Genomic DNA, 19,136 nt, shown 5'->3' with positions numbered 1-19,136 from the left:
ATTCCGGCAAAGACGGGGTGACGACTTGCCCGGTGCACTGCACGCAGGTCGCGGTTGGCCCACCCCTGCGCCCTTCCCACCGCGCCGGCCAGTCGCCGCCCTCACAGGCGTAGCGAGTCCCGGCTTCCATACCGCGCCAACATTCCGCACTGCAACACAGGACAGTCAAATGACCTGTGTTGCCGTCCTACATTTGTGATCTCGTCCGGAAAGCCTTTGTTTTGCTGTTGACAACGATATCAATAAGGCGCAGTTTCGGGACAACACGCTGATCGAAAGCGCCGCCAACCAAGGCGACCGCCCATGAGGGCGGACAAGGAGGCCGGAGAGCCTCCAATGCATCCCGGAGGCAGGGGGCCTCCTTCTTTGTGAGTCCACGAGGGGAAGGCACCGGCCATCCATGGCCGACGGCTCCGACACCGCATTGTTCCAAGGAGAGACGCTCATGAAATGCGCAATACCTCGCACAAGAACCCGACGCCCACGCGTCACGACAGTGCTCGCTGTATCCCTGCTCGCCGCGCTCGCGCCCCACGCCGTTTTCGCCGCCGTATGCGACGGCGTGGCCGAGTGGAACGCTGGCACCGTCTACCACGCCGGCGACAAGCTGGTGAAAAGCAGCACCCTGTACCAGGCGAACCAGGACATCTGGAACGCCCCGCCGGATCACCCGTCCGGCGCGCCCTACTACGACAATCTCGGCACATGTGACGGCGGTGATGGCGGCAACGCCGCCCCGACCGTGGCCCTGACCGCGCCCGCCAACGGCGCCAGCTTCGCCGAGGGCAGCACCATCGCCATCGGCGCGAATGCGAGCGACAGCGACGGCAGCATCAGCAAGGTCGAGTTCTTCCAGGGCACCACCCTGCTCGGCACCGACACCAGCGCGCCCTATGGCATCAGCTGGACCGGTGTTCCCGCCGGCAGCTACGCGATCAGGGCCGTGGCCACCGACGACGGTGGGCTGACTGCCACCTCGGCAATCGTCTCGATCACGGTGACGGCCAGCGGCGGCGGCAGTGGCTGCCATACCGCCTGGTCGTCCACGGCCGTCTACACGCAGGGCGACCGCGTGACCCACAACGGCCGCAACCATGAAGCCAAGTGGTGGACACAGGGCGACAACCCGGCGCAATCGGGCGAATGGGGGCCGTGGAAGGACCTCGGTGTCTGCAGCGGCGATGACAACCAGTCGCCAAGCGTGGCCCTGACCGCACCGGTCCACGGCGCCCGCTTCAACGAGGGCGACAGCATCGCGATCGCTGCCAGCGCCAGCGATAACGATGGCCAGATCGTCAGCGTGGAGTTCTTCCGCGGCAACGTGTCGCTGGGCATCGACACCAGCGCGCCGTATGGCGTGACCTGGAACAATGCGACCGCCGGCACCCACGCGCTGACGGCAGTCGCTACCGACAATGACGGCGCCAGCACCACATCGGCCACGATCACCATCACCGTCGACGCCGTGCCAATCGATGACGACATCCCGCCTAGCGTGCCGACCGGCCTGGCATCGACAGCGCAGACCGCGACCTCGATCAGCCTGAAATGGAACGCCTCGACCGACAACCCGGGTGGCAGCGGCGTCGCCGGCTACGACGTCTACCGCGGCGGGCAACCGGTCGGCTCGACTGCGCAAACGACGTTCACCGACGCCGGACTGACACCCGAAACCGCCTACAGCTATCGGGTTCGCGCGCGCGACGTGGCCGGCAATGCCTCGGCCCAGAGCACGGTGATCAGCGCCTCGACCACAGGCGCACCGGTGCCCGGCGACAAGCGCGTGATCGGCTACTTCACCCAGTGGGGCATCTACGGCCGCAACTACCGGGTCAAGGACATCGACACCAGCGGCGCGGCCGCGCGCACCACCCACATCAACTACGCGTTCGGCAACGTGCGCAACAACCGTTGCGAGGTCGGCAAGACCATCGCCTCCAACCCGAACACCGGCGAGGGCGGCGATGCGTTCGCCGACTACACCAAGGCGTTCTCGGCGGCCGAAAGCGTGGACGGCGCAGGCGATACCTGGGACCAGTCGCTGCGCGGCAACTGGAACCAGCTCAGGAAGCTCAAGGCCAGGCATCCGCAGATCAAGGTGCTGATCTCGCTCGGCGGCTGGACCTGGTCGCGCGGCTTCTCCGAAGCGGCCAAGCCGGCCAACCGCGAGGCTTTCGTCGCCTCCTGCATCGATGCCTACATCCACGGCAACCTGCCGGCCACCGATGGTGCCGGTGGCCCGGGCGCGGCAGCGGGCGTATTCGACGGCATCGACCTCGATTGGGAGTACCCGGTGGCTTGCGGCCTGACCTGCGGCAGCCCCGAGGACAATGCCAACTTCACCGCCCTGCTGGCCGAGTTCCGCCGCCAGCTCGACGCGGTGCAACCGGGCCTGCTGCTGACGGTTGCGGTCGGCGCCGGCATCGACAAGATCCGGGTCACCGATCCGGGCGCGTATCACCCGTACCTCGACTTCATCAACGTGATGACCTACGACTTCCACGGCGCGTGGGATCCGCGGACCAACCATCACTCGGCGTTGTTCGATTCGCCCAACGACCCGTCGACCGGCGACCAGGCGCTGTACAACTCCAACGATGCGATCGAGGCCTTCATCGCCCGCGGCGTGCCTGCACACAAGCTCAACCTCGGCATCGGCTACTACGGCCGCGGCTGGACCAACGTGGCCAACGTCAACAATGGGCTGTACCAGAGCGGTTCCGCCGCGCCGGGCACCTACGAGGCCGGAATCGAGGACTGGAAGGTCATCAAGAACAAGCCTGGCACCGAGTACACCGACGCCAGCGCGCGTGCGACCTGGAAGTACGACGGCAACACGTTCTGGAGCTACGACACGCCGGCGATGATCGCCGAGAAGATGCAGTACGTGAAGGCACAGGGCCTGGGCGGTGCGTTCTTCTGGGAGTACAGCGGTGACGATGCCCAGGGCACGCTGACCAGGACGATCAGCGACGGACTGGCGGATTGATTGCTTGACTCGCCGCGGCGCCCACGCGCCGCGGTCTCGGGGCGCCGCTCTCCCCCTCGGGAACGGCGCCCCTGTTTTTTATGGTTCTTCGCCCAATCGAGGGGAAAGCACCAGGTCTGTTGGACGACCGGGGCGCCGGGGGCGAAATCAAGGAGGAGGCCGCCGCCACGGGCGGCGGTCGGGGGACATTCGCCGTCAAGGCCGGAGGTCGCGTCGGGACAGCCAGGTAGCGACGAGAATCGGCGGTCGAACGCAAGCGGCGGCACCCCCGCCTTTGCTGAAGGCGGGCTCCCCCTCACTTGGGAGAAGAACCTTATTTTTTCCAGCCTCGCGCGATGCGCAGCGCGTCGTCGAGCAGTCCGGCCGCGGTGACGCCCGCGCCGGCACCCGGACCCTGGATCACCAACGGCTGGTCGTCGTAGCGATCCGACCAGATCGCGACCTTGTTGTCGGTCCCGGCGCCACCGGCGAGCGGATGGTCGACGGACAATGCATCCAGGCCGACCCGGGCGCTCCACCCACCGTCGGCGTTGCGCTCGAGGCGAGCGATGAAGCGCAGCTTCTCGCCGTTCTTGTACGCCTTGGCATAACGCTCGCGCAGCAGCGGATCGAGCCGCGGCAGCGACGCATCGACCTCCTCCTTCGGCAGCGCTGCAATCTCATCAGGCACCAGCGAGGCGACCTCGACCTCGTCCTGCTCCAGCTGCACGCCGGCGGCGCGGGCAAGGATCAGCAGCTTGCGGCGCACGTCCTCACCGGACAGGTCCTCGCGTGGATCGGGTTCTGTATAGCCGGCATCGCGCGCCTCGCGCACGAAACCGGAGAACGGGCGCAACCCGTCGTAGTGATTGAACAGCCACGCCAGCGAACCCGACAGTACACCGGCAATTGCGGTGACTCGGTCGCCGCCGGCACGCAGTTCGCGGATCGAGCGTAGCAGCGGCAGGCCGGCCCCGACGGTGGCTGCGTCGCCGTAATGGCTGTCGCCGGCAACGCAGGCGGCCTCGATCACCTGCCACGCCGCCAGCGACGTGCCTCGCGCAAGCTTGCAGGCGGTGACGACGTGGATGCCTTGCGCCAGCCATCCGGCATGGCGAGCCGCGACTTCGGCGCTGGCAGTGGCGTCGATGACGATGCGGGTTCCGTCCTCGCCCAGTGCCGGTGCAACTCGAGAAAGCCCCTCTCCCGTCTGCGGTAGAGGGGTTGGGGTGAGGGTGTGCGGGTGCAAGCTCTGGCGCGTGTTGGCCACATAGGCCAACTCCAGCTTCTCGCCGAACGGCGTCCCGACCCAACCGGCCAACCGCTCCAGCACTGCGCCACCGACATTCCCCGTGCCAAGCAACGCCAGCCGCGCCCGGGCCGCGGTGCGCGGTGCCTGCGCGGTGGCTACCGACAGGCTGCGGCGGACATCTTCGGCGAGTGCGCTCATTGGGCCGCGTACTCGCCTTTCAGTTTCGACACTACCGGCACCGCCGCCAGCGCACGGTCGAGCGCGGCGGTGATGTCCGCCACCAGGTCATCGGCATGTTCGATGCCGACCGACAGCCGCAGCAGGCCATCGCCGATTCCTGCCGCCACACGTGCTTCCGGGCTCATCGCCGCGTGGGTCATCGTCGCCGGGTGCGCGACCAGGCTTTCCACGCCGCCCAGCGACTCGGCCAGGGTGAAGCATTGCAGGCCGTCGACGAACGCTCGTACAGCCGCTTCGCCCCCCTTGATGTCGACACTGAGCATCGCGCCGAAGCCATCCTGCTGGCGCGCGGCGACCGCATGGCCCGGGTGCTCGGCGCGGCCCGGATAGTGGATCGCCTCCACCGCCGGATGCGACTCCAGCAGCTCGACCAGTGCGACGGTGTTCTCCTGATGCACGCGCAGGCGCGCATCGAGGGTGCGCAGGCCGCGCAGGGTCAGGAAGCTGTCGAACGGCGAGCCGGTCAGGCCGAGGCAGTTGCCCCACCACGCCAGTTGTTCGCCGAGTTCGGCCTCGCGCGCGATCACCGCGCCGCCGACCACGTCGCTGTGGCCGTTGATGTACTTGGTGGTCGAGTGCACGACGATGTCGGCGCCGAACCTGATCGGCTGCTGCAGTGCTGGCGACAGGAAGGTATTGTCGACCACCGCCAGCGCGCCGCTGGCATGCGCGGCTTCGATCACGAAACGCAGATCGGTGATGCGCAACAGCGGGTTGGACGGGGTCTCGATCCACACCAGCGCCGGCTTCGCCGCCAGCGCCTCGGCCAGCGCGCGCGGATCGGTCAGGTCGACGGTGAGCAGGTTGAACGCGCCCTTGGCGGCCAGCGCGTTGAACAGCCGCCAGCTGCCGCCGTAGGCATCGTGCGGCACGACGAGGGTGTCGCCCGGCTTCAGGCAGGCATGCAGGACCAGGGTGATCGCGCCCATGCCGGTCGCGGTGACGACGGCGCAGTGGCCACCTTCCAACTCGGCCAGCGCTTCGGCCAGCAGGTCGCGGGTCGGGTTGCCGCTGCGGGTGTAATCGTAGGTGCGCTTGTCATTGAAGCCGGCGAAGCTGAAATTCGACGACAGCACGATCGGCGGGGTCACCGCACCAAAAGCGGGGTCGCGATCGATGCCGGCGCGCACGGCGGCGGTACACAGGCTGCGGCGGCTCATGCGGAAATCTCCTGGGAAGCAATATGGGAATCGTCGGATGCGACGGTGCGGGCAAGCGCATCGCGCAGGATGGTGTCGATGTCGGCCTCTTCCTTGAGGAAAGCGTCGTGGCCATACGGCGAGCGCAGCACGTGCAGGCGCGGCTCCCGTGGGCATGTTCCACCTCGCAGTTCCTCGACCAGCGCATGGGCATCGGCCAACGGCACCAGCCGGTCCTCGACCACCGCCACCACCGTCACCGGTACCCGGATGCGCGAGGGGTCGACCGACTGCAGGTCGATCGATTCCGACAGCCGCTGATAGGCCACCGCCGAGCTGCGGCCTGCGAACCGGGCGGCACAATGATCGAGATAGTCCTCCGCGCCGACACGCACGCGGCCGTCGACCACGCGCGCCGGCGCGAAGCGCGCATCGAACTCCTCTGGCGTGCGGTAGCTGAGGATCGCAAACTGGCGCGCCAGCCCCAGACCATGGTTTTCGTCGCACTGCAGCGCACCCAATGCGACCGCGCGACGCTGCAGCGCGCGCCAGGCGCTGGCGTAGGGATGAGAACGATGCACGCCGCTGATCGCGACCAGCTGGCCAAGGCGCTCGCCGTGCAACGCAGCAAACTGCAGGCCGACCATCGCGCCGTAGGAACTGCCGATGAAGGCATGGATTCGGGCGATACCGAGCACGTCGAGCAGGGCGATGATGGCATCGGCCTGGTCGGCCGGATCGATCGGCGCATCGAGCGCACCATCGGCACCGACCCAGTCGAAGGAGACGATGCGGTGGTGGGCCGGATCGATCGCGCATCCGGCGCCGACCTGCGACGGCCACCATCCGGCCTCCGGGAAAGCACGGCTGGGCGCGACGTGACGGTTGGCGGAAATGCCGCCGGCCACGAAAACGACCGGCAGTCCCTTGCCACCCTGGATCTCGTAACGCAGGGCCACCTCGCGTCGGCCGGCATGGCGCAGATCAAGCGACACCACGATTTCGCCGCGCATCGCATCGGCGCCGGCAGGCGTGTCGTCGTGGGCATCGAAGGCAGCGTCACCGGCACCGAAGCGCGATCCGCACGCAGCATCGATGGGACAAGTGGAGGCGAGGACGTTGTGATTGCGGCTGAGGCTCATGGCGTGGTTCCGGAACTGCGGGGCCATCGAGCCAGACGCATCGCCTGCGCCGACAAAGCGGGCAAACGATCCGACCATCTTCCGGTAGACCGGCCGGACCGCATGGGTCGATGGCAGATCACCGCAGGAATTGGCACCTTGCCCGCCCTGCCACTGCGTGGTGGAGCGAGCCGGTTGCCCCGGCGTCTAAGGGCCTGTCCCTCAGCCGGTCTCGATGGATGGCGGCCAGTCTGCCAGCGCTCCGCGAGCATGTCAATCGCTTCATTGAGATGAAGCGATTTAATTTCTTCGGTAACCATGCCGTCAGCCGTGTGTGCAATCAAACGCACATTCACGAATACACTCTGCCGATGCGTACTCCCCAGTTCACCCAGCCCCGCGCCGTCAATGCCCGTGCGGTCATGGCTTCCTTCGTTGCCGCCCTGCTGCTGGCCAGCTGCTCCAGCCTCCGCCCCATCCATCACCAGGCGACCACCCACGGCGATATCCCGCTGACCGATGCAGTCATTCCCGAGACCTACATCACCGCCGACGCAAGCGACGACGAACTCGATTCACTGGCCACCTGGCCGACCGAGGACGGCACCACCTGGCTGATCGCGACCGCCAAGGCCAGCCACCGCCTGATCGTGTTCGATGCCGACACCGGTACCCGCCTGCGCACCGTCGGCGGCAGGGGCGAAGGACTGGGCCGATTCAACCGGCCCAACGGCATCGCCGCACTGGGTGAACATCTGTTCGTGGTCGAACGCGACAACCGCCGGGTGCAGATCCTGACCCTGCCCGACTTCACCCCGTTGGCGTCGTTCGGCGACGCTGTGCTGCGCAGCCCCTACGGCATCTGGGTCCACGAGACCGCGCCCGGCGAGTACGACGCCTATGTCACCGACAGTTTCATGTACGGTGAAAAATACGATCAGGTACCCGCTCTGGAAGAACTGGCAGAACGGGTCAAGCACTTCAGTCTGAACTTCGATACCGATCACGGCGTGCCCGAGGCGCACTACCGCGGCGCGTTCGGCGATACCTCGCCCGGGACCGCCCTGCGCATCGTCGAATCGATCGCCGGCGACCCCGCCTACAGCCGTCTGCTGATCGCCGACGAAAGCAACCCAAGCAAGGGGGGTCGCGATGCATCCACCCTGCACGAATACACCTTCGACGGCCGCTATACGGGCCGCAGCCTGCCGAACAGCACCTTCGCCGCCGAGGCCGAAGGCGTCGCCCTGTGGAATTGCCGCAACGACGCGGGCTACTGGGTCGCCGCGGACCAGCTTGCCCCGCTTACCGTGTTCCACCTGTTCGACCGCCACAGCCTGGAGCATCGCGGCAGCTTCCGCGGCGAGACCACGGCATCCACCGATGGCATCGCATTGCATCCGGCGGCCACGCGCGCGTTCACTGGTGGCGCCTTGTACGCGGTGCACGACGACAAGGCGGTCGCCGCCTTCGATCTGCGCGAGGTCGCACGGATACTGGGCCTGGAGTCCCATTGCACTGACTGAGCCGGGACGCATAATCCGTCCACCCTCCCTGCCACGCCCCACGATGCATTCCCCGACACCCGCACGACCCATCACAACCATCCTGGCGGGCCTGCTCGCTGGTGGTGCGCTTGTCAGCGGCGTGCTCGTCGGCGGTCTCCTCGTCACGGGCACGGCTGACGCCGGCCGGCTGTACCGCTGGACCGACGCCAATGGCGTCTCCCACTACGGCGATCGCCGGCCGGACACACCGGCAAGTCCAGTCACCGAGATTCCGGTCCACGCCGAACCCGATGCGATGGCGAGGCTGCGGGTGGAACGTGATGCCGGCTACTACCAGGCCTGGGCCGACAACGCCCTGGCCGGACCGATCGAGGTGATGTTGCACTTCTCCAACCGCGACAACATCGAAGGCATGCCGGCGCTGCCCGCACGCGCGACCGTTCCGGCCCGTGGCAGCGCACTGGTCTCGGTGCTCGGCCCGGTCCAGCCCGGACGCGGTGGCAGCTTCGAACTGCGCATGGACAGCCTGCCCGGCGATCCGAACGCGCGGCCACGGGATGCCGAGTACCTGATGCCGCTGCAGCAGGCAGAGCCGGACATCCAGCAGGGCTATGCTGGCCGCTTCAGCCACAACGACCCGCAGAACCGCCATGCGGTCGACTTCGCCGCCCCGATCGGCACCCCGGTACTGGCCGCGCGCGAGGGCGTGGTGATGCAGGTCGAATCCGACTTCGACCGGGCCGGCCTGAGCATGGAAAAGTACGGCGGCCGCGCCAATTTCATCCGCATCCTCCACGACGACGGCACCATGGCCTTGTACGCGCACCTGCGCGAAGGCGGCGCCCACGTCCGGGTCGGCCAGCGGGTGCGCGCCGGCCAGGTCATCGGCCTGTCCGGCAATACCGGTTTCACCACCGGCCCGCACCTGCATTTCGTGGTGCAGGTGAACCGAGGCATGCGACTGGAATCGATCCCGTTCCGGATGCGAGGGCCGCAGGGAGCGCTGCGGTTCGACATCACGCGATAAAGCGGCGAGTTCGCGAGGAGGACGGCGCTCGGCCAGCCATCCAAAGCCGGGCAGCCCCCCACCCCCTATAATTGCCGCCCCGCACCTCTCTCAAGGGCGCCCTGCGCGCCCCACCCGCATGTCCGACGTTTCCCTCGAAGCCGCCCGCCGCCGCACCTTCGCGATCATCTCGCATCCCGATGCCGGCAAGACCACGCTGACCGAAAAGCTGCTGCTGTTCGGCGGCGCGATCCAGATGGCCGGGTCGGTCAAGGGCCGCAAGGCCGCGCGCCACGCCACCTCCGACTGGATGGCGCTGGAGAAGGAGCGCGGCATCTCGGTGACCAGCTCGGTGATGCAGTTCCCCTACGAGAACCGCATCGTCAACCTGCTCGACACCCCCGGCCACGCCGACTTCGGCGAGGACACCTACCGCGTGCTGACCGCCGTCGACTCGGCGCTCATGGTCATCGACGTGGCCAAGGGCGTGGAGGAACGCACGATCAAGCTGATGGAGGTCTGCCGGCTGCGCGACACGCCGATCATGACCTTCATCAACAAGCTCGACCGCGAGGGCAAGGACCCCATCGAGCTGCTCGACGAAGTCGAAAGCGTGCTCGGCATCCGCTGCGCGCCGATCACCTGGCCAATCGGCATGGGCAAGCGGCTCAAGGGCGTGGTTCACCTGGTTACCGGCGAGGTGCACCTGTATGAGCAGGGCCGCAACTTCACCCGTCAGGACTCGACCATCTTTTCCTCGATCGACGACCCGGCACTGGAGGCGCGCATCGGTGCCGATGTGCTGGCGGAGCTGAAGGACGAACTCGAACTGGTCGAAGGCGCCTCACACCCGTTCGACCTCGGCAAGTACCTGGCCGGCGAACTGACTCCGGTGTTCTTCGGCTCGGCAGTCAACAACTTCGGCGTGCAGCTGCTGCTCGACTTCTTCGTCGAGCATGCGCCCTCGCCCAAGCCGCGCGAAACGACGACCCGTGAAGTCGGCGCGACGGAGACCAGGCTGTCCGGTTTCGTGTTCAAGATCCAGGCCAACATGGACCCGCAACACCGCGACCGGGTGGCGTTCATGCGGGTGTGTTCCGGAAAATTCAGCGCCGGCATGAAGGCCTTCCACGTGCGCAGCGGCAAGGAGATGAAGCTCGCCAACGCGCTGACCTTCATGGCCAGCGACCGCGAGATCGCCGAGAACGCGTATCCCGGCGACGTCATCGGCATCCACAACCACGGCACCATCTCGATCGGCGACACCTTCACCGAGGGCGAATCGCTCAGCTTCACCGGCATCCCCAACTTCGCGCCCGAGCTCTTCCGCCGCGCGCGCCTGCGCGACCCGCTCAAGCTCAAGCAACTGCAGAAGGGTCTGGCCCAGCTGTCGGAAGAAGGCGCAACCCAGTTCTTCAAGCCGCTGATGAGCAACGACCTGATCCTCGGCGCGGTCGGCGTGCTGCAGTTCGACGTCGTCGCCTATCGTCTGAAGGACGAATACGGCGTCGAGGCCATCTTCGAACCGATCAACGTCGCCACCGCACGCTGGGTGCGTTGCGGCGACGCGAAGAAACTGGAGCAGTTCCGCGACAAGAACGCCATGAACCTCGCGCTCGACGCGGCCGGCGAGCTGGTCTACCTCGCCCCGACCCGGGTCAACCTGCAACTGGCCCAGGAACGCGCACCGGACGTGGCGTTCCTCGCAACCCGCGAGCATGCCCACGCGGTGGCGGTGGACTGAACGGATGCCGTACCGGGGCGAGCAGCACATTCACCATTCGCTTGCGCACGGTAGGATGCAGGCATGGACGCCCCCACCCATGCCCCCGCTGCCGGCAGGCCCGAGGCCCGGCCTTCCTCGCAGCACGCCTACGAAGGGCACGCCTACGAAGAGCTGGCCAATGCCCTGACCCACGGCCTTGGCGCAGTCGCCGCGCTCGCCGGCGGCTCGGTGCTGATCGCCCTCACCGCGGTCTACGGCAACGGCTGGCAACTGGCCGGGGCGATCGTGTTCGGCCTGTGCCTGCTGCTGCTCTACGTCGCCTCGACGCTCTACCACGCGATCCAGCATCCGACCGCCAAGGCCCGGCTCAAGGTATTCGACCACTGCGCGATCTACCTGCTGATCGCCGGCACCTATACCCCGTTCACCCTGATCGGCCTGCGCGGCCCATGGGGCTGGGGACTGTTCATCGCGATCTGGACCCTGGCGGTGGCCGGGGTGGTGTTCAAGCTGATGTTCACCGGCCGCTTCAAGCTGCTGTCGACCGCGATCTACATCGCGATGGGCTGGCTGGTGATCGTCGCTATCAAGCCGCTGCTGGTCGCGCTCGACGGCTGGACCCTGGGCTGGCTGCTCGCTGGCGGCATCTGCTACACGTTCGGCACGGTGTTCTACCATCGCCCGTCATTGCGTTACTCGCACGCGGTCTGGCACCTGTTCGTGGTCGCCGGCAGTGTCTGCCATTTCGTCGCGGTGACCGCGCAGGTGCTGGGGCCGGGGCGTTGACCTCCTGAGCCGTCATCCCCGCGAAGGCGGGGGCAACGGCATCTTTCAAGACGACTCAACTGGCGATGTATCGCTGCAGCTGGTCCAGCTCCAGTTGCTGGTCCTCGATCACCGCCTTGACCAGGTCGCCGATCGACACCACCCCCAGCACCTGGCCATCGCGGACCACCGGCAGGTGGCGTATGCGGCGCTCGGTGACGGTGCGCATGCAGCGATCGGCAGTGTCGTCGGGGTCGACCGTGATCACCTCCGCGGTCATGATCGCGCTGACCGGCGTACCCGACGATGCACGCCCCTGCAGCACCACCTTGCGCGCGTAGTCGCGTTCGGAAACGATCCCGACCAGCACCGGCCCGTCCATGACCAGCACCGCGCCGATGCCTTTCTCCGCCATCAGCCGGACCGCGTCGATCACATGCGTATCGGGGCGAACCACGTAGATATCGGGAGACTTCGCCTCAAGTAGCTGTCGAACGGTACGCATTGCGCCCTCCTCCAGGCCGGTGCCTGCGCCGAGGATACTCCCGGCGCCCGGCAGGCGCATGTGAACGCGAGGAACGGAAACGTCGCTACTCGGCGCCGGAGCGGAACGTGGCCACCCGCCTGTCCCGATCCGGTGCCGCAATGGAAGCATCCCGCCCGCTGTCCGCCGCCGGCTGCCAGACATCGACCAGGTACAGCGGCCGCTGCTTGGCCTCCTCATACAGGCGACCGAGATACTCGCCGATCAGGCCCAGCGCGATCAGCTGCACGCCGCCGAGGAACAGGATCACCGCCATCATCGTCGGCCAGCCGGCGACCCGGTCGCCCCAGAACAAGGCCTTGACGATGATCATCACGCCGTAGGCGAAGGCCACCGCCGCGGTCGCCAGGCCGAGGTAGGTCGCCAACCGCAGTGGCGCGGTCGTGAAGCTGGTGATGCCTTCCAGGGCGAAGTTCCACAGCCGCCAGAAATTGAACTTGCTGTGGCCGGCGACGCGTGCGTCGCGATGGTAGGGGATCGACACCCGGTTGAAACCGACCCAGCCGAACAGCCCCTTCATGAACCGGTGCCGCTCACGCAACTGCCGCAACGCCGCCAGCGCGCGCGGCGACAGCAGGCGGAAGTCGCCGGTGTCGCGCGGGATCGGCGTCTTCGACAGGCGCCCGATCACCCGGTAGAAGGCGTGTGCGGTCGCCCGCTTGAGCCAGCCCTCGCCCTCGCGTTCGATGCGGGTGCCGTGGACATCGTCGAAGCCCTCGCGCCATTTCGCCACGAACTGCGGGATCAACTCCGGCGGATCCTGGCCGTCGGCATCGAGGATCAGCGCCGCGCCCCCATCGACACGATCGAGCCCGGCGGTCAGCGCCGCCTCCTTGCCGAAATTACGCGACAACCGCAGCAACGCGACCCGACGGTCGCCGGCCGCCACCCCCTGCAACACCTCCCAGGTGCCATCGCGACTGCCGTCGTCGACATACAGCACGCGGCCGTCGATGCCGTCGCCCGCAAGCGCATCCAGTACCGTCGCCACTCGCGGGTGCAGCAGCGGCAAGCTGCCGGCCTCGTTGAAGGCCGCCACCACCACGGTCAATGTGTCACGGGTCGGGTCGGGGCTCATGGCGCCATGGTAGCCGGTCGACGGCGATTTCAATCCAGTCGCTCCAGGTATGCCGTACCCCCCAGACTCCGCATCTGCCGCTGGATCGCCACGGTACGCCGCTGCACGTACGGGCCCGGCTGGGCAATGCTGTAGCGGCGCGGGCTCGGCAATACCGCCGCCATCCGCGCCGCCTGTGCCGGGCCGAGCCTGTCCGCATCGATGCCGTAATAGGTCCGGGCCGCAGCCTGGGCGCCGTAGACCCCATCACCGAACTCGGCCACGTTGAGGTAGACCTCGATGATCCGCGTCTTCGGCCACATCACCTCGATCAGCAGCGTGTACCAGGCCTCGATGCCCTTGCGCAGCCAGCTGCGGCCACTCCACAGGAACAGGTTCTTGGCGGTCTGCTGGCTGATCGTGCTGCCGCCGCGCACACGTCCGCCGCGCTCGTTGCTCTCGATCGCCTTCTCGATCGCCTTCAGATCGAAACCGCGATGCTCGGCGAACCGCTGGTCCTCCGAGGCGATCACCGCCAGCGGCAACTGCGGCGAGATCGCCTCCAGGTCGCGCCAGTCATACGCAATGCGGAACCGCCAATCGCCTGCCTGCCAGGCCTCGAACTGGCGCGCGACCATGAATGCCGACAACGGCGGATCGACGAAGCGCAGCACCGCCACCTGCAGCACGCTGGCCAGCATCGCCAGCAACGGCAGCGCCAGCAGCCAACGGAGCCCGCGTCGCAACCGCCCTCGCCGTCCAGCACTGGATGACCGACCTTGTGACCTGCCCATTCCACCCTCATTTCAACGAGCCAATAACCACCCGCGACCCAATGCCGGCATTATCCGCATCGGGCCCGCCGCTGTGAGACACCTGCATGACCACCCCCACCGACGACACCGGCCACGACCGCCTCACCCGCTTCCTGATCGGCCGCGCCGGCGTGCGCGGCGTGCACGTGCGCCTCGACGACACCTGGCGGCAGATCCGCAGCCACGGCGACTATCCGCCCGCCGTTGCGGAAATGCTCGGACAAGCCTGCACTGCCGCCGCCCTGTTCACCGGCCACACCAAGGTCGATGGCCGCCTCTCGATCCAGCTGCGTGGAGAGCATGCGCTGCGCACGCTGTTCGCCGAATGCACCGCGGCCGGCACCCTGCGCGGCATCGCCCGGCTCGACGATGATGCCGAGCCGCCACAGGACCTGCGCGGGATCGGTCCCGGAGCGGTGCTGGCAATCACCATCGAGAACCCGGCCACCGGCCGCCGCGAGCCAATGCGCTACCAGGGCATGGTCGGACTCGACGCCGACACCCTTGGCGAGGCCTTCGAGGGCTACTTTGACCAATCGGAACAGTTGCCCACCCGCCTGTTCCTGGTCGCCGACAAAGAACGCGCCTGCGGCCTGATGCTACAGAAGCTCCCAGGCGACGAAGGCGACGAGGATGGCTGGAACCGCGCCTGCGCCCTCTTCAACACCCTCGTCACAGACGAAATGCTGACGTTGACGGCCGAGGTGCTGCTGACCCGCCTGTTCCACGAAGACGGGGTCGAAACGCTGGCAAACCGGCCCTTGCGATTCGCCTGTTCGTGCTCCAGCGATCGGGTTGCGTCGATGCTGGTCTCGCTTGGCGAGGAAGAGGCCCTGGCCGCCGCGGCCGATGGCGAAGCCCATGTCCGTTGTGAGTTTTGTGGACGAGAGTACCGCTTCGGCCGTGACCGGATCCGGGAACTGTTCAAAAAGCATGCAATCGAACTGGAAGGCCCGGGGCGCCCGCAGTAGGCTCCGGAACATGGCCCGATGGGCCAGGGGAAGCCCCGGAAGGGCGCCACAGCCGACCGGCGGTGATTGTTAAATGAACATTAAAAGCCTATAGTTCAAGGCCTCAGGAAGGGGAACCGGGCCGGCGCTTGCCGGTCCAATCGAAACGATGCGCACGCACCTGCTCCAATTGCCGCTTGCCCTGCTGCTCGCCCTTGGCGTGGCGGCAGGTGCTCGTGCGCAGGGCGACAGCCGCACGCCTCCTGCAACCGACTCCACTGTCCTGCCGATCTGGAACAACGCCAGCGGCAAACTCGAAGCCGTCCTCCTGCTCGAGCCCACCGGCTCGCGGGCAACCAGTTCTCCGGCCGTCGGCACCCGCTGGCGCTTCGGCGCCAACAACACCCTCGACACGACCTTCTCGGCATCCTCAGGCAATACCCTGGGGCTGGTCTGCAACCGCGCAACCGGCTTGGCCAATGCCATCGGCAACCTCGCCAACCACTGCCTGCTAGCCTCGCTCGAACGCGATGCCGGCAGCAGCGGCAGTCGCGAAGTCACCGCCGGAGCATCCGTCGGCAACAGCAGCGGTCGCATCGGCCTGCTGGTAGGCGAAGGCCGCGATACCCTGCCCGGCTGGATGAGTCCCAACTCGCGCAACAGCCGTTTCGACGAGAACACCCTGACCGTCTACGGGCAAAAGAACATCGGCCGCGAGGCCACCGTCTCGATCGGCGGTACCTGGGCCCGCGCACGCCTGATCCCGGCCGACGACCTGCCGGCCGGCTTCAGCGACCGCTGGGACACCACCAGCCTGACCATCGGCGCGGAGGTCGGCAATTTCGGCGCCAACATCGTCGGTCGCGTCGTCGACACCCCGAACCAGCCGGGTCAATGGGAAGCCCTTGGCGTGGGCCTGACCTGGCGCACCCCATGGAGCGGCCAGCTCACCGTCGGCGCTGAAAACGTAGTCACCCGCGGCAAGAACCCGTTCGCGCCGGATTCGGCCACCAAGGACGAAGGCACCATCCCCTACGTCCGCTACGAGCAGGACCTGTAGACCCGGCCTTCACATGAATCGAACGTTTTTAGCGCCGTAAATTGCTGAATTGCATAAGAAAAGCCGCCCTGAACAGGGCGGCTTTTTTCGTTTGTTAACGACACTTTAATTTTTCCGAAAAGGGGGCTACTATCGGCCGACCTTGCTGATTTTGGCGCCTTCCTTGACGCCATCGGCAGGTTCCCATGGGAAACCAAGACTGACTTGGAGAGAGAGATGACCTTGAAGACCAACAAACTCCGCGACGCGATTACCTTCGCGCTCGTTGCGGGTGCCACCGCGGTGGCAGGTACCGGCGTTGCCGTTGCCCAGCAAACCGAAGAAGCCACCACCCTCGACCGCATCCAGGTCACGGGCTCGCGCATCAAGCGCGCCGATATCGAAGGCTCGCTGCCGGTGACAGTGATCACCCGTGCCGAACTTGACTCCAGCGGCGACATTTCAGTCGCCGATTATCTGCGCGGCACATCCTTCAACTCGTTCGGTTCGTTCCGTCCGCAGTCGGGCAGCTCGGCGCAGTCGTTCGCCGGCATCAGCCTGCGCGGCCTGGGCGAGGAGCGCACCCTGGTACTGGTCGATGGCCGCCGTGCCGCCGTGTCCCCGACCGCCGGTCAGGGCCAGGACCTCAACATCATCCCGATGAGCGCGGTCGAGCGCATCGAAATCCTGCTCGATGGCGCGTCCTCGGTGTACGGCTCCGACGCCATCGGCGGCGTAGTCAACATCATCACCCGCTCCGATTACGAAGGTGCCGAGATCACTGTCGGCCGCTCGTTCCCGAAGCGCGCGGGCGGCGACTCCGAAGAAGGCAGCGCACTGATCGGCATCAACGGCGACCGCGGCAACCTGATCGCCAGCATCTCCTATGAGAACCGTGACATCGTCTGGCAACGTGACCGCTGGTGGTCAGCCGGCGGCGCGTCGGTCTATTCCAACAACTTCTGGAACGATACGGCGCTTACGGTTGCCAATTTCGCCGGCGGCGTTCCGGGCGGCTGCTCGGACCCGGGCTTCTTCGAGTCCACACTCGGCGGCCAACCAGCCTGCTTCTACGACTTCACCTTCGTGGCCGCCGACGAGGCCGCCATCGGCAATCGTTCGCTGTTCGTCAAGGGTCACTACGACATCAACGACGACTGGCGCCTGTACAGCCGCGCCACCGTGTCGCGGGTGAAGTCGTTCGGCCGCTACGCGCCGGTGCCGTCCTCACCGTGGCCGTCCCCGGGCCTGATCACCATCTCGCCCGATTCGCCGAACCATCCGGCCAACGCCGTTGCAGGCTGGACTGGAACGACCGACACGATCTACCTGACCCACCGCTTTGCCGCGCTGGGTCCGCGTGACGGCAATATCGACTCCAACCTGTACGACTTCATGCTTGGCTTCGAAGGCCGTGTCGGCAACGTCGACCTCGACTTCGGCGTCCGCCGCAACGAGTACAAGACCTCCGACGTCGGCCGCAACTATGTCGTAGCCGCCATCGCCGGTGCGATGATCGAGAGCGGTGAATACAACATCTACGACCCGTCGGGCAATGATCCGGCAACCCTGCAGCAGTTCACCGCCACCATCGCGCGTGAAGCCACCACCAAGCTGGAGGAAGTGTACGCTTCGGCCGGCTTCGACCTGTTCCAGATGTCGGGCGGCACTGCCGCAACAGTGATCGGTGCGGAGTACCGCAAGGAAACCTATGCTGACATCTACGACTCGTTGTCCGAGGCGGGCCAGATCGTCGGCTCGGCCGGCAACTCGGCCGGCGGCAGCCGTGACGTCTACTCGGCCTATGGCGAAGTCCTGTTCCCGATCCTGGACAACTTCGAGGCCAGCGTCTCGGCCCGTTACGACAAGTACAGCGACTACGGCAGCGACTTCTCGCCGAAGGTCTCGCTGCGCTACCAGCCGCTCGACACACTGACCCTGCGTGGCTCGTATGGTCAGGGCTTCCGCGCACCGACACTGGACATCGTGACCCAGCGTCCATCGTTCGGTGCCGCCACCACCACGCACCCGGCCACCGTTGCGGTGCTGGGCGGTGGTGCCTCCAGCACCCAGGTCACCACCTGGCAGATCGCCAACCCGAACCTGGGATCGGAGACCTCCAAGCAGTGGGCCCTGGGCGCGGCATGGGATGCCTTCGACTGGATGAACATGAGCCTCGATTACTACAACATCAAGATCGAGGATCAGATCGGCTTCTTCGGCGTCAATGCCATCTGGCAATGCCTTGAGGGCGTATCCACCAGCTGCCCGAGTGATCTGAGCGTGTTCCCGAGTGGTACCGGACGACCGAATGTTGCGATGGGCCTCGGCCTCGAATACGGCCCGGATGGTGAAATCGTATGGGCGCAGACCGGTTCGACCAACTTCGGCACGGTCGAGACGGAAGGCTTCGATTTCAACCTGCGCACCCGCTTCGACATGGGCGCATGGGGCAACCTGCGCCAGGACCTGCAGATCACCAACCCGGTTAACTACCAGGTCAATGGCGCGGCCAGCATCGTCGGCCGCTCGGGTGCTCTGAGCACTCCGCGCTACCGTGGGGTCCTGCAGAATGCCTGGTCGCTGGGTGACTGGGAGATGGCGTGGACCATCAACTACATCCACGGCATGCAGTCGGCGGCCTACCGCCAATGGCTGGCCCTGGTCCGCACCCCGAACCGCACTCCCACGCAGGATGCCAACATGGCGGCCTTTGCCGCCGCGTCGAGCAGGGTGCCTTCGTGGGTCACCCATGACCTGCAGGTGAGCTACAACGCGCCGTGGAACGGCAAGTTCGTCTTCGGCGTGCAGAACGTGCTGGACAAGGATCCGGTCGTCGATCCGCAGGACCCGACCGGCCGCGGCTTCGCGTTCGATCTGTACAACGGCTATGGCCGCGTGCCGTACGTCCGCTACACCCAGAAGTTCTAAGCAACACTCCGGAACAACTGGACTGGAAAGGGGCCTTCGGGCCCCTTTCCTTTTGTCTGCTGGCAGAATGTTTCA

14 protein-coding genes and 1 riboswitch are annotated in these 19,136 nt (G+C 66.6%); of the genes, 8 read left to right on the top strand and 6 right to left on the bottom strand.

What is annotated here, in order from left to right:
* The first annotated feature begins 496 nt into the window (after nucleotides 1-496).
* Nucleotides 497-2,989 (top strand): glycosyl hydrolase family 18 protein, encoded by a 2,493-nt coding sequence (locus FKV23_RS03715; RefSeq protein ID WP_244244085.1) that lies wholly within the window; start codon nucleotides 497-499, stop codon nucleotides 2,987-2,989.
* 313 nt (nucleotides 2,990-3,302) lie between these two features.
* Here FKV23_RS03715 and FKV23_RS03710 read toward each other — a convergent pair whose 3' ends face one another.
* From FKV23_RS03710 to metX, 3 genes are read right to left on the bottom strand one after another with little or no spacing between them, the layout of a single operon-like run.
* Entirely contained in the window at nucleotides 3,303-4,418 is a 1,116-nt protein-coding gene (locus tag FKV23_RS03710) for a homoserine dehydrogenase (RefSeq protein ID WP_141622645.1), read from the bottom strand.
* On the bottom strand, nucleotides 4,415-5,620 hold the full coding sequence (metB, locus tag FKV23_RS03705; RefSeq protein ID WP_141622644.1) for a cystathionine gamma-synthase: 1,206 nt from the start codon (nucleotides 5,618-5,620) through the stop codon (nucleotides 4,415-4,417). The genes FKV23_RS03710 and metB overlap by 4 nt, the downstream gene beginning before the upstream one ends.
* Entirely contained in the window at nucleotides 5,617-6,612 is a 996-nt protein-coding gene (gene metX, locus FKV23_RS03700; RefSeq protein WP_244244148.1) for a homoserine O-succinyltransferase MetX, read from the bottom strand. The genes metB and metX overlap by 4 nt, the downstream gene beginning before the upstream one ends.
* 226 nt (nucleotides 6,613-6,838) lie before the next feature.
* Nucleotides 6,839-6,961, bottom strand: a riboswitch (SAM riboswitch).
* Nucleotides 6,962-7,091: 130 nt separating this feature from the next.
* On the opposite strand from metX, the gene FKV23_RS03695 reads away from it, so the two are divergent.
* The 4 genes from FKV23_RS03695 to trhA all read left to right on the top strand — a co-directional run bounded on the left by FKV23_RS03695 (nucleotide 7,092) and on the right by trhA (nucleotide 11,746).
* A complete protein-coding gene (locus FKV23_RS03695) occupies nucleotides 7,092-8,246 on the top strand; it encodes an NHL repeat-containing protein (protein ID WP_141622642.1) in 1,155 nt (384 codons plus the stop codon).
* A 43-nt stretch (nucleotides 8,247-8,289) separates the two neighbouring features.
* Entirely contained in the window at nucleotides 8,290-9,255 is a 966-nt protein-coding gene (locus FKV23_RS03690) for a peptidoglycan DD-metalloendopeptidase family protein (RefSeq protein WP_141622641.1), read from the top strand.
* Nucleotides 9,256-9,373: 118 nt separating this feature from the next.
* Nucleotides 9,374-10,978: a peptide chain release factor 3 gene (locus FKV23_RS03685; protein ID WP_141622640.1), complete on the top strand. Its 1,605-nt coding sequence runs from the start codon at nucleotides 9,374-9,376 to the stop codon at nucleotides 10,976-10,978.
* Nucleotides 10,979-11,041: 63 nt separating this feature from the next.
* The gene (gene trhA / locus FKV23_RS03680; RefSeq protein ID WP_141622639.1) at nucleotides 11,042-11,746 is read left to right on the top strand and encodes a PAQR family membrane homeostasis protein TrhA; all 705 of its coding nucleotides are present in this window, start codon (nucleotides 11,042-11,044) and stop codon (nucleotides 11,744-11,746) included.
* Nucleotides 11,747-11,801: 55 nt separating this feature from the next.
* Here trhA and FKV23_RS03675 read toward each other — a convergent pair whose 3' ends face one another.
* The 3 genes from FKV23_RS03675 to mtgA form a co-directional block, all read right to left on the bottom strand.
* The gene (locus FKV23_RS03675; protein ID WP_141622638.1) at nucleotides 11,802-12,230 is read right to left on the bottom strand and encodes a CBS domain-containing protein; all 429 of its coding nucleotides are present in this window, start codon (nucleotides 12,228-12,230) and stop codon (nucleotides 11,802-11,804) included.
* A gap of 85 nt (nucleotides 12,231-12,315) precedes the next feature.
* Nucleotides 12,316-13,347 carry a glycosyltransferase family 2 protein gene (locus tag FKV23_RS03670; RefSeq protein WP_141622637.1) on the bottom strand — a complete coding sequence of 344 codons (1,032 nt, stop codon included), beginning with the start codon at nucleotides 13,345-13,347 and terminating at the stop codon, nucleotides 12,316-12,318.
* Nucleotides 13,348-13,376: 29 nt separating this feature from the next.
* Complete coding sequence (gene mtgA / locus FKV23_RS03665; protein WP_141622636.1) at nucleotides 13,377-14,120, bottom strand: monofunctional biosynthetic peptidoglycan transglycosylase; 744 nt, start codon at nucleotides 14,118-14,120, stop codon at nucleotides 13,377-13,379.
* Nucleotides 14,121-14,206: 86 nt separating this feature from the next.
* Between mtgA and hslO the strand changes: the two genes are divergently transcribed.
* The 3 genes from hslO to FKV23_RS03650 all read left to right on the top strand — a co-directional run bounded on the left by hslO (nucleotide 14,207) and on the right by FKV23_RS03650 (nucleotide 19,061).
* On the top strand, nucleotides 14,207-15,112 hold the full coding sequence (gene hslO / locus FKV23_RS03660) for an Hsp33 family molecular chaperone HslO (RefSeq protein ID WP_141622635.1): 906 nt from the start codon (nucleotides 14,207-14,209) through the stop codon (nucleotides 15,110-15,112).
* 148 nt (nucleotides 15,113-15,260) lie between these two features.
* Nucleotides 15,261-16,151, top strand: a complete 891-nt coding sequence (locus FKV23_RS03655) for an XOO1806 family protein (RefSeq protein ID WP_141622634.1) — start codon at nucleotides 15,261-15,263, stop codon at nucleotides 16,149-16,151.
* Between the two features lie 216 nt (nucleotides 16,152-16,367).
* Nucleotides 16,368-19,061, top strand: a complete 2,694-nt coding sequence (locus FKV23_RS03650; RefSeq protein WP_208543231.1) for a TonB-dependent receptor plug domain-containing protein — start codon at nucleotides 16,368-16,370, stop codon at nucleotides 19,059-19,061.
* Nucleotides 19,062-19,136 lie beyond the last annotated feature (75 nt).

The sequence above is a fragment of the Lysobacter alkalisoli genome, from assembly GCF_006547045.1.
Lineage (GTDB): Bacteria > Pseudomonadota > Gammaproteobacteria > Xanthomonadales > Xanthomonadaceae > Marilutibacter > Marilutibacter alkalisoli.
This window is presented reverse-complemented; position numbering and strand designations above follow the sequence as displayed.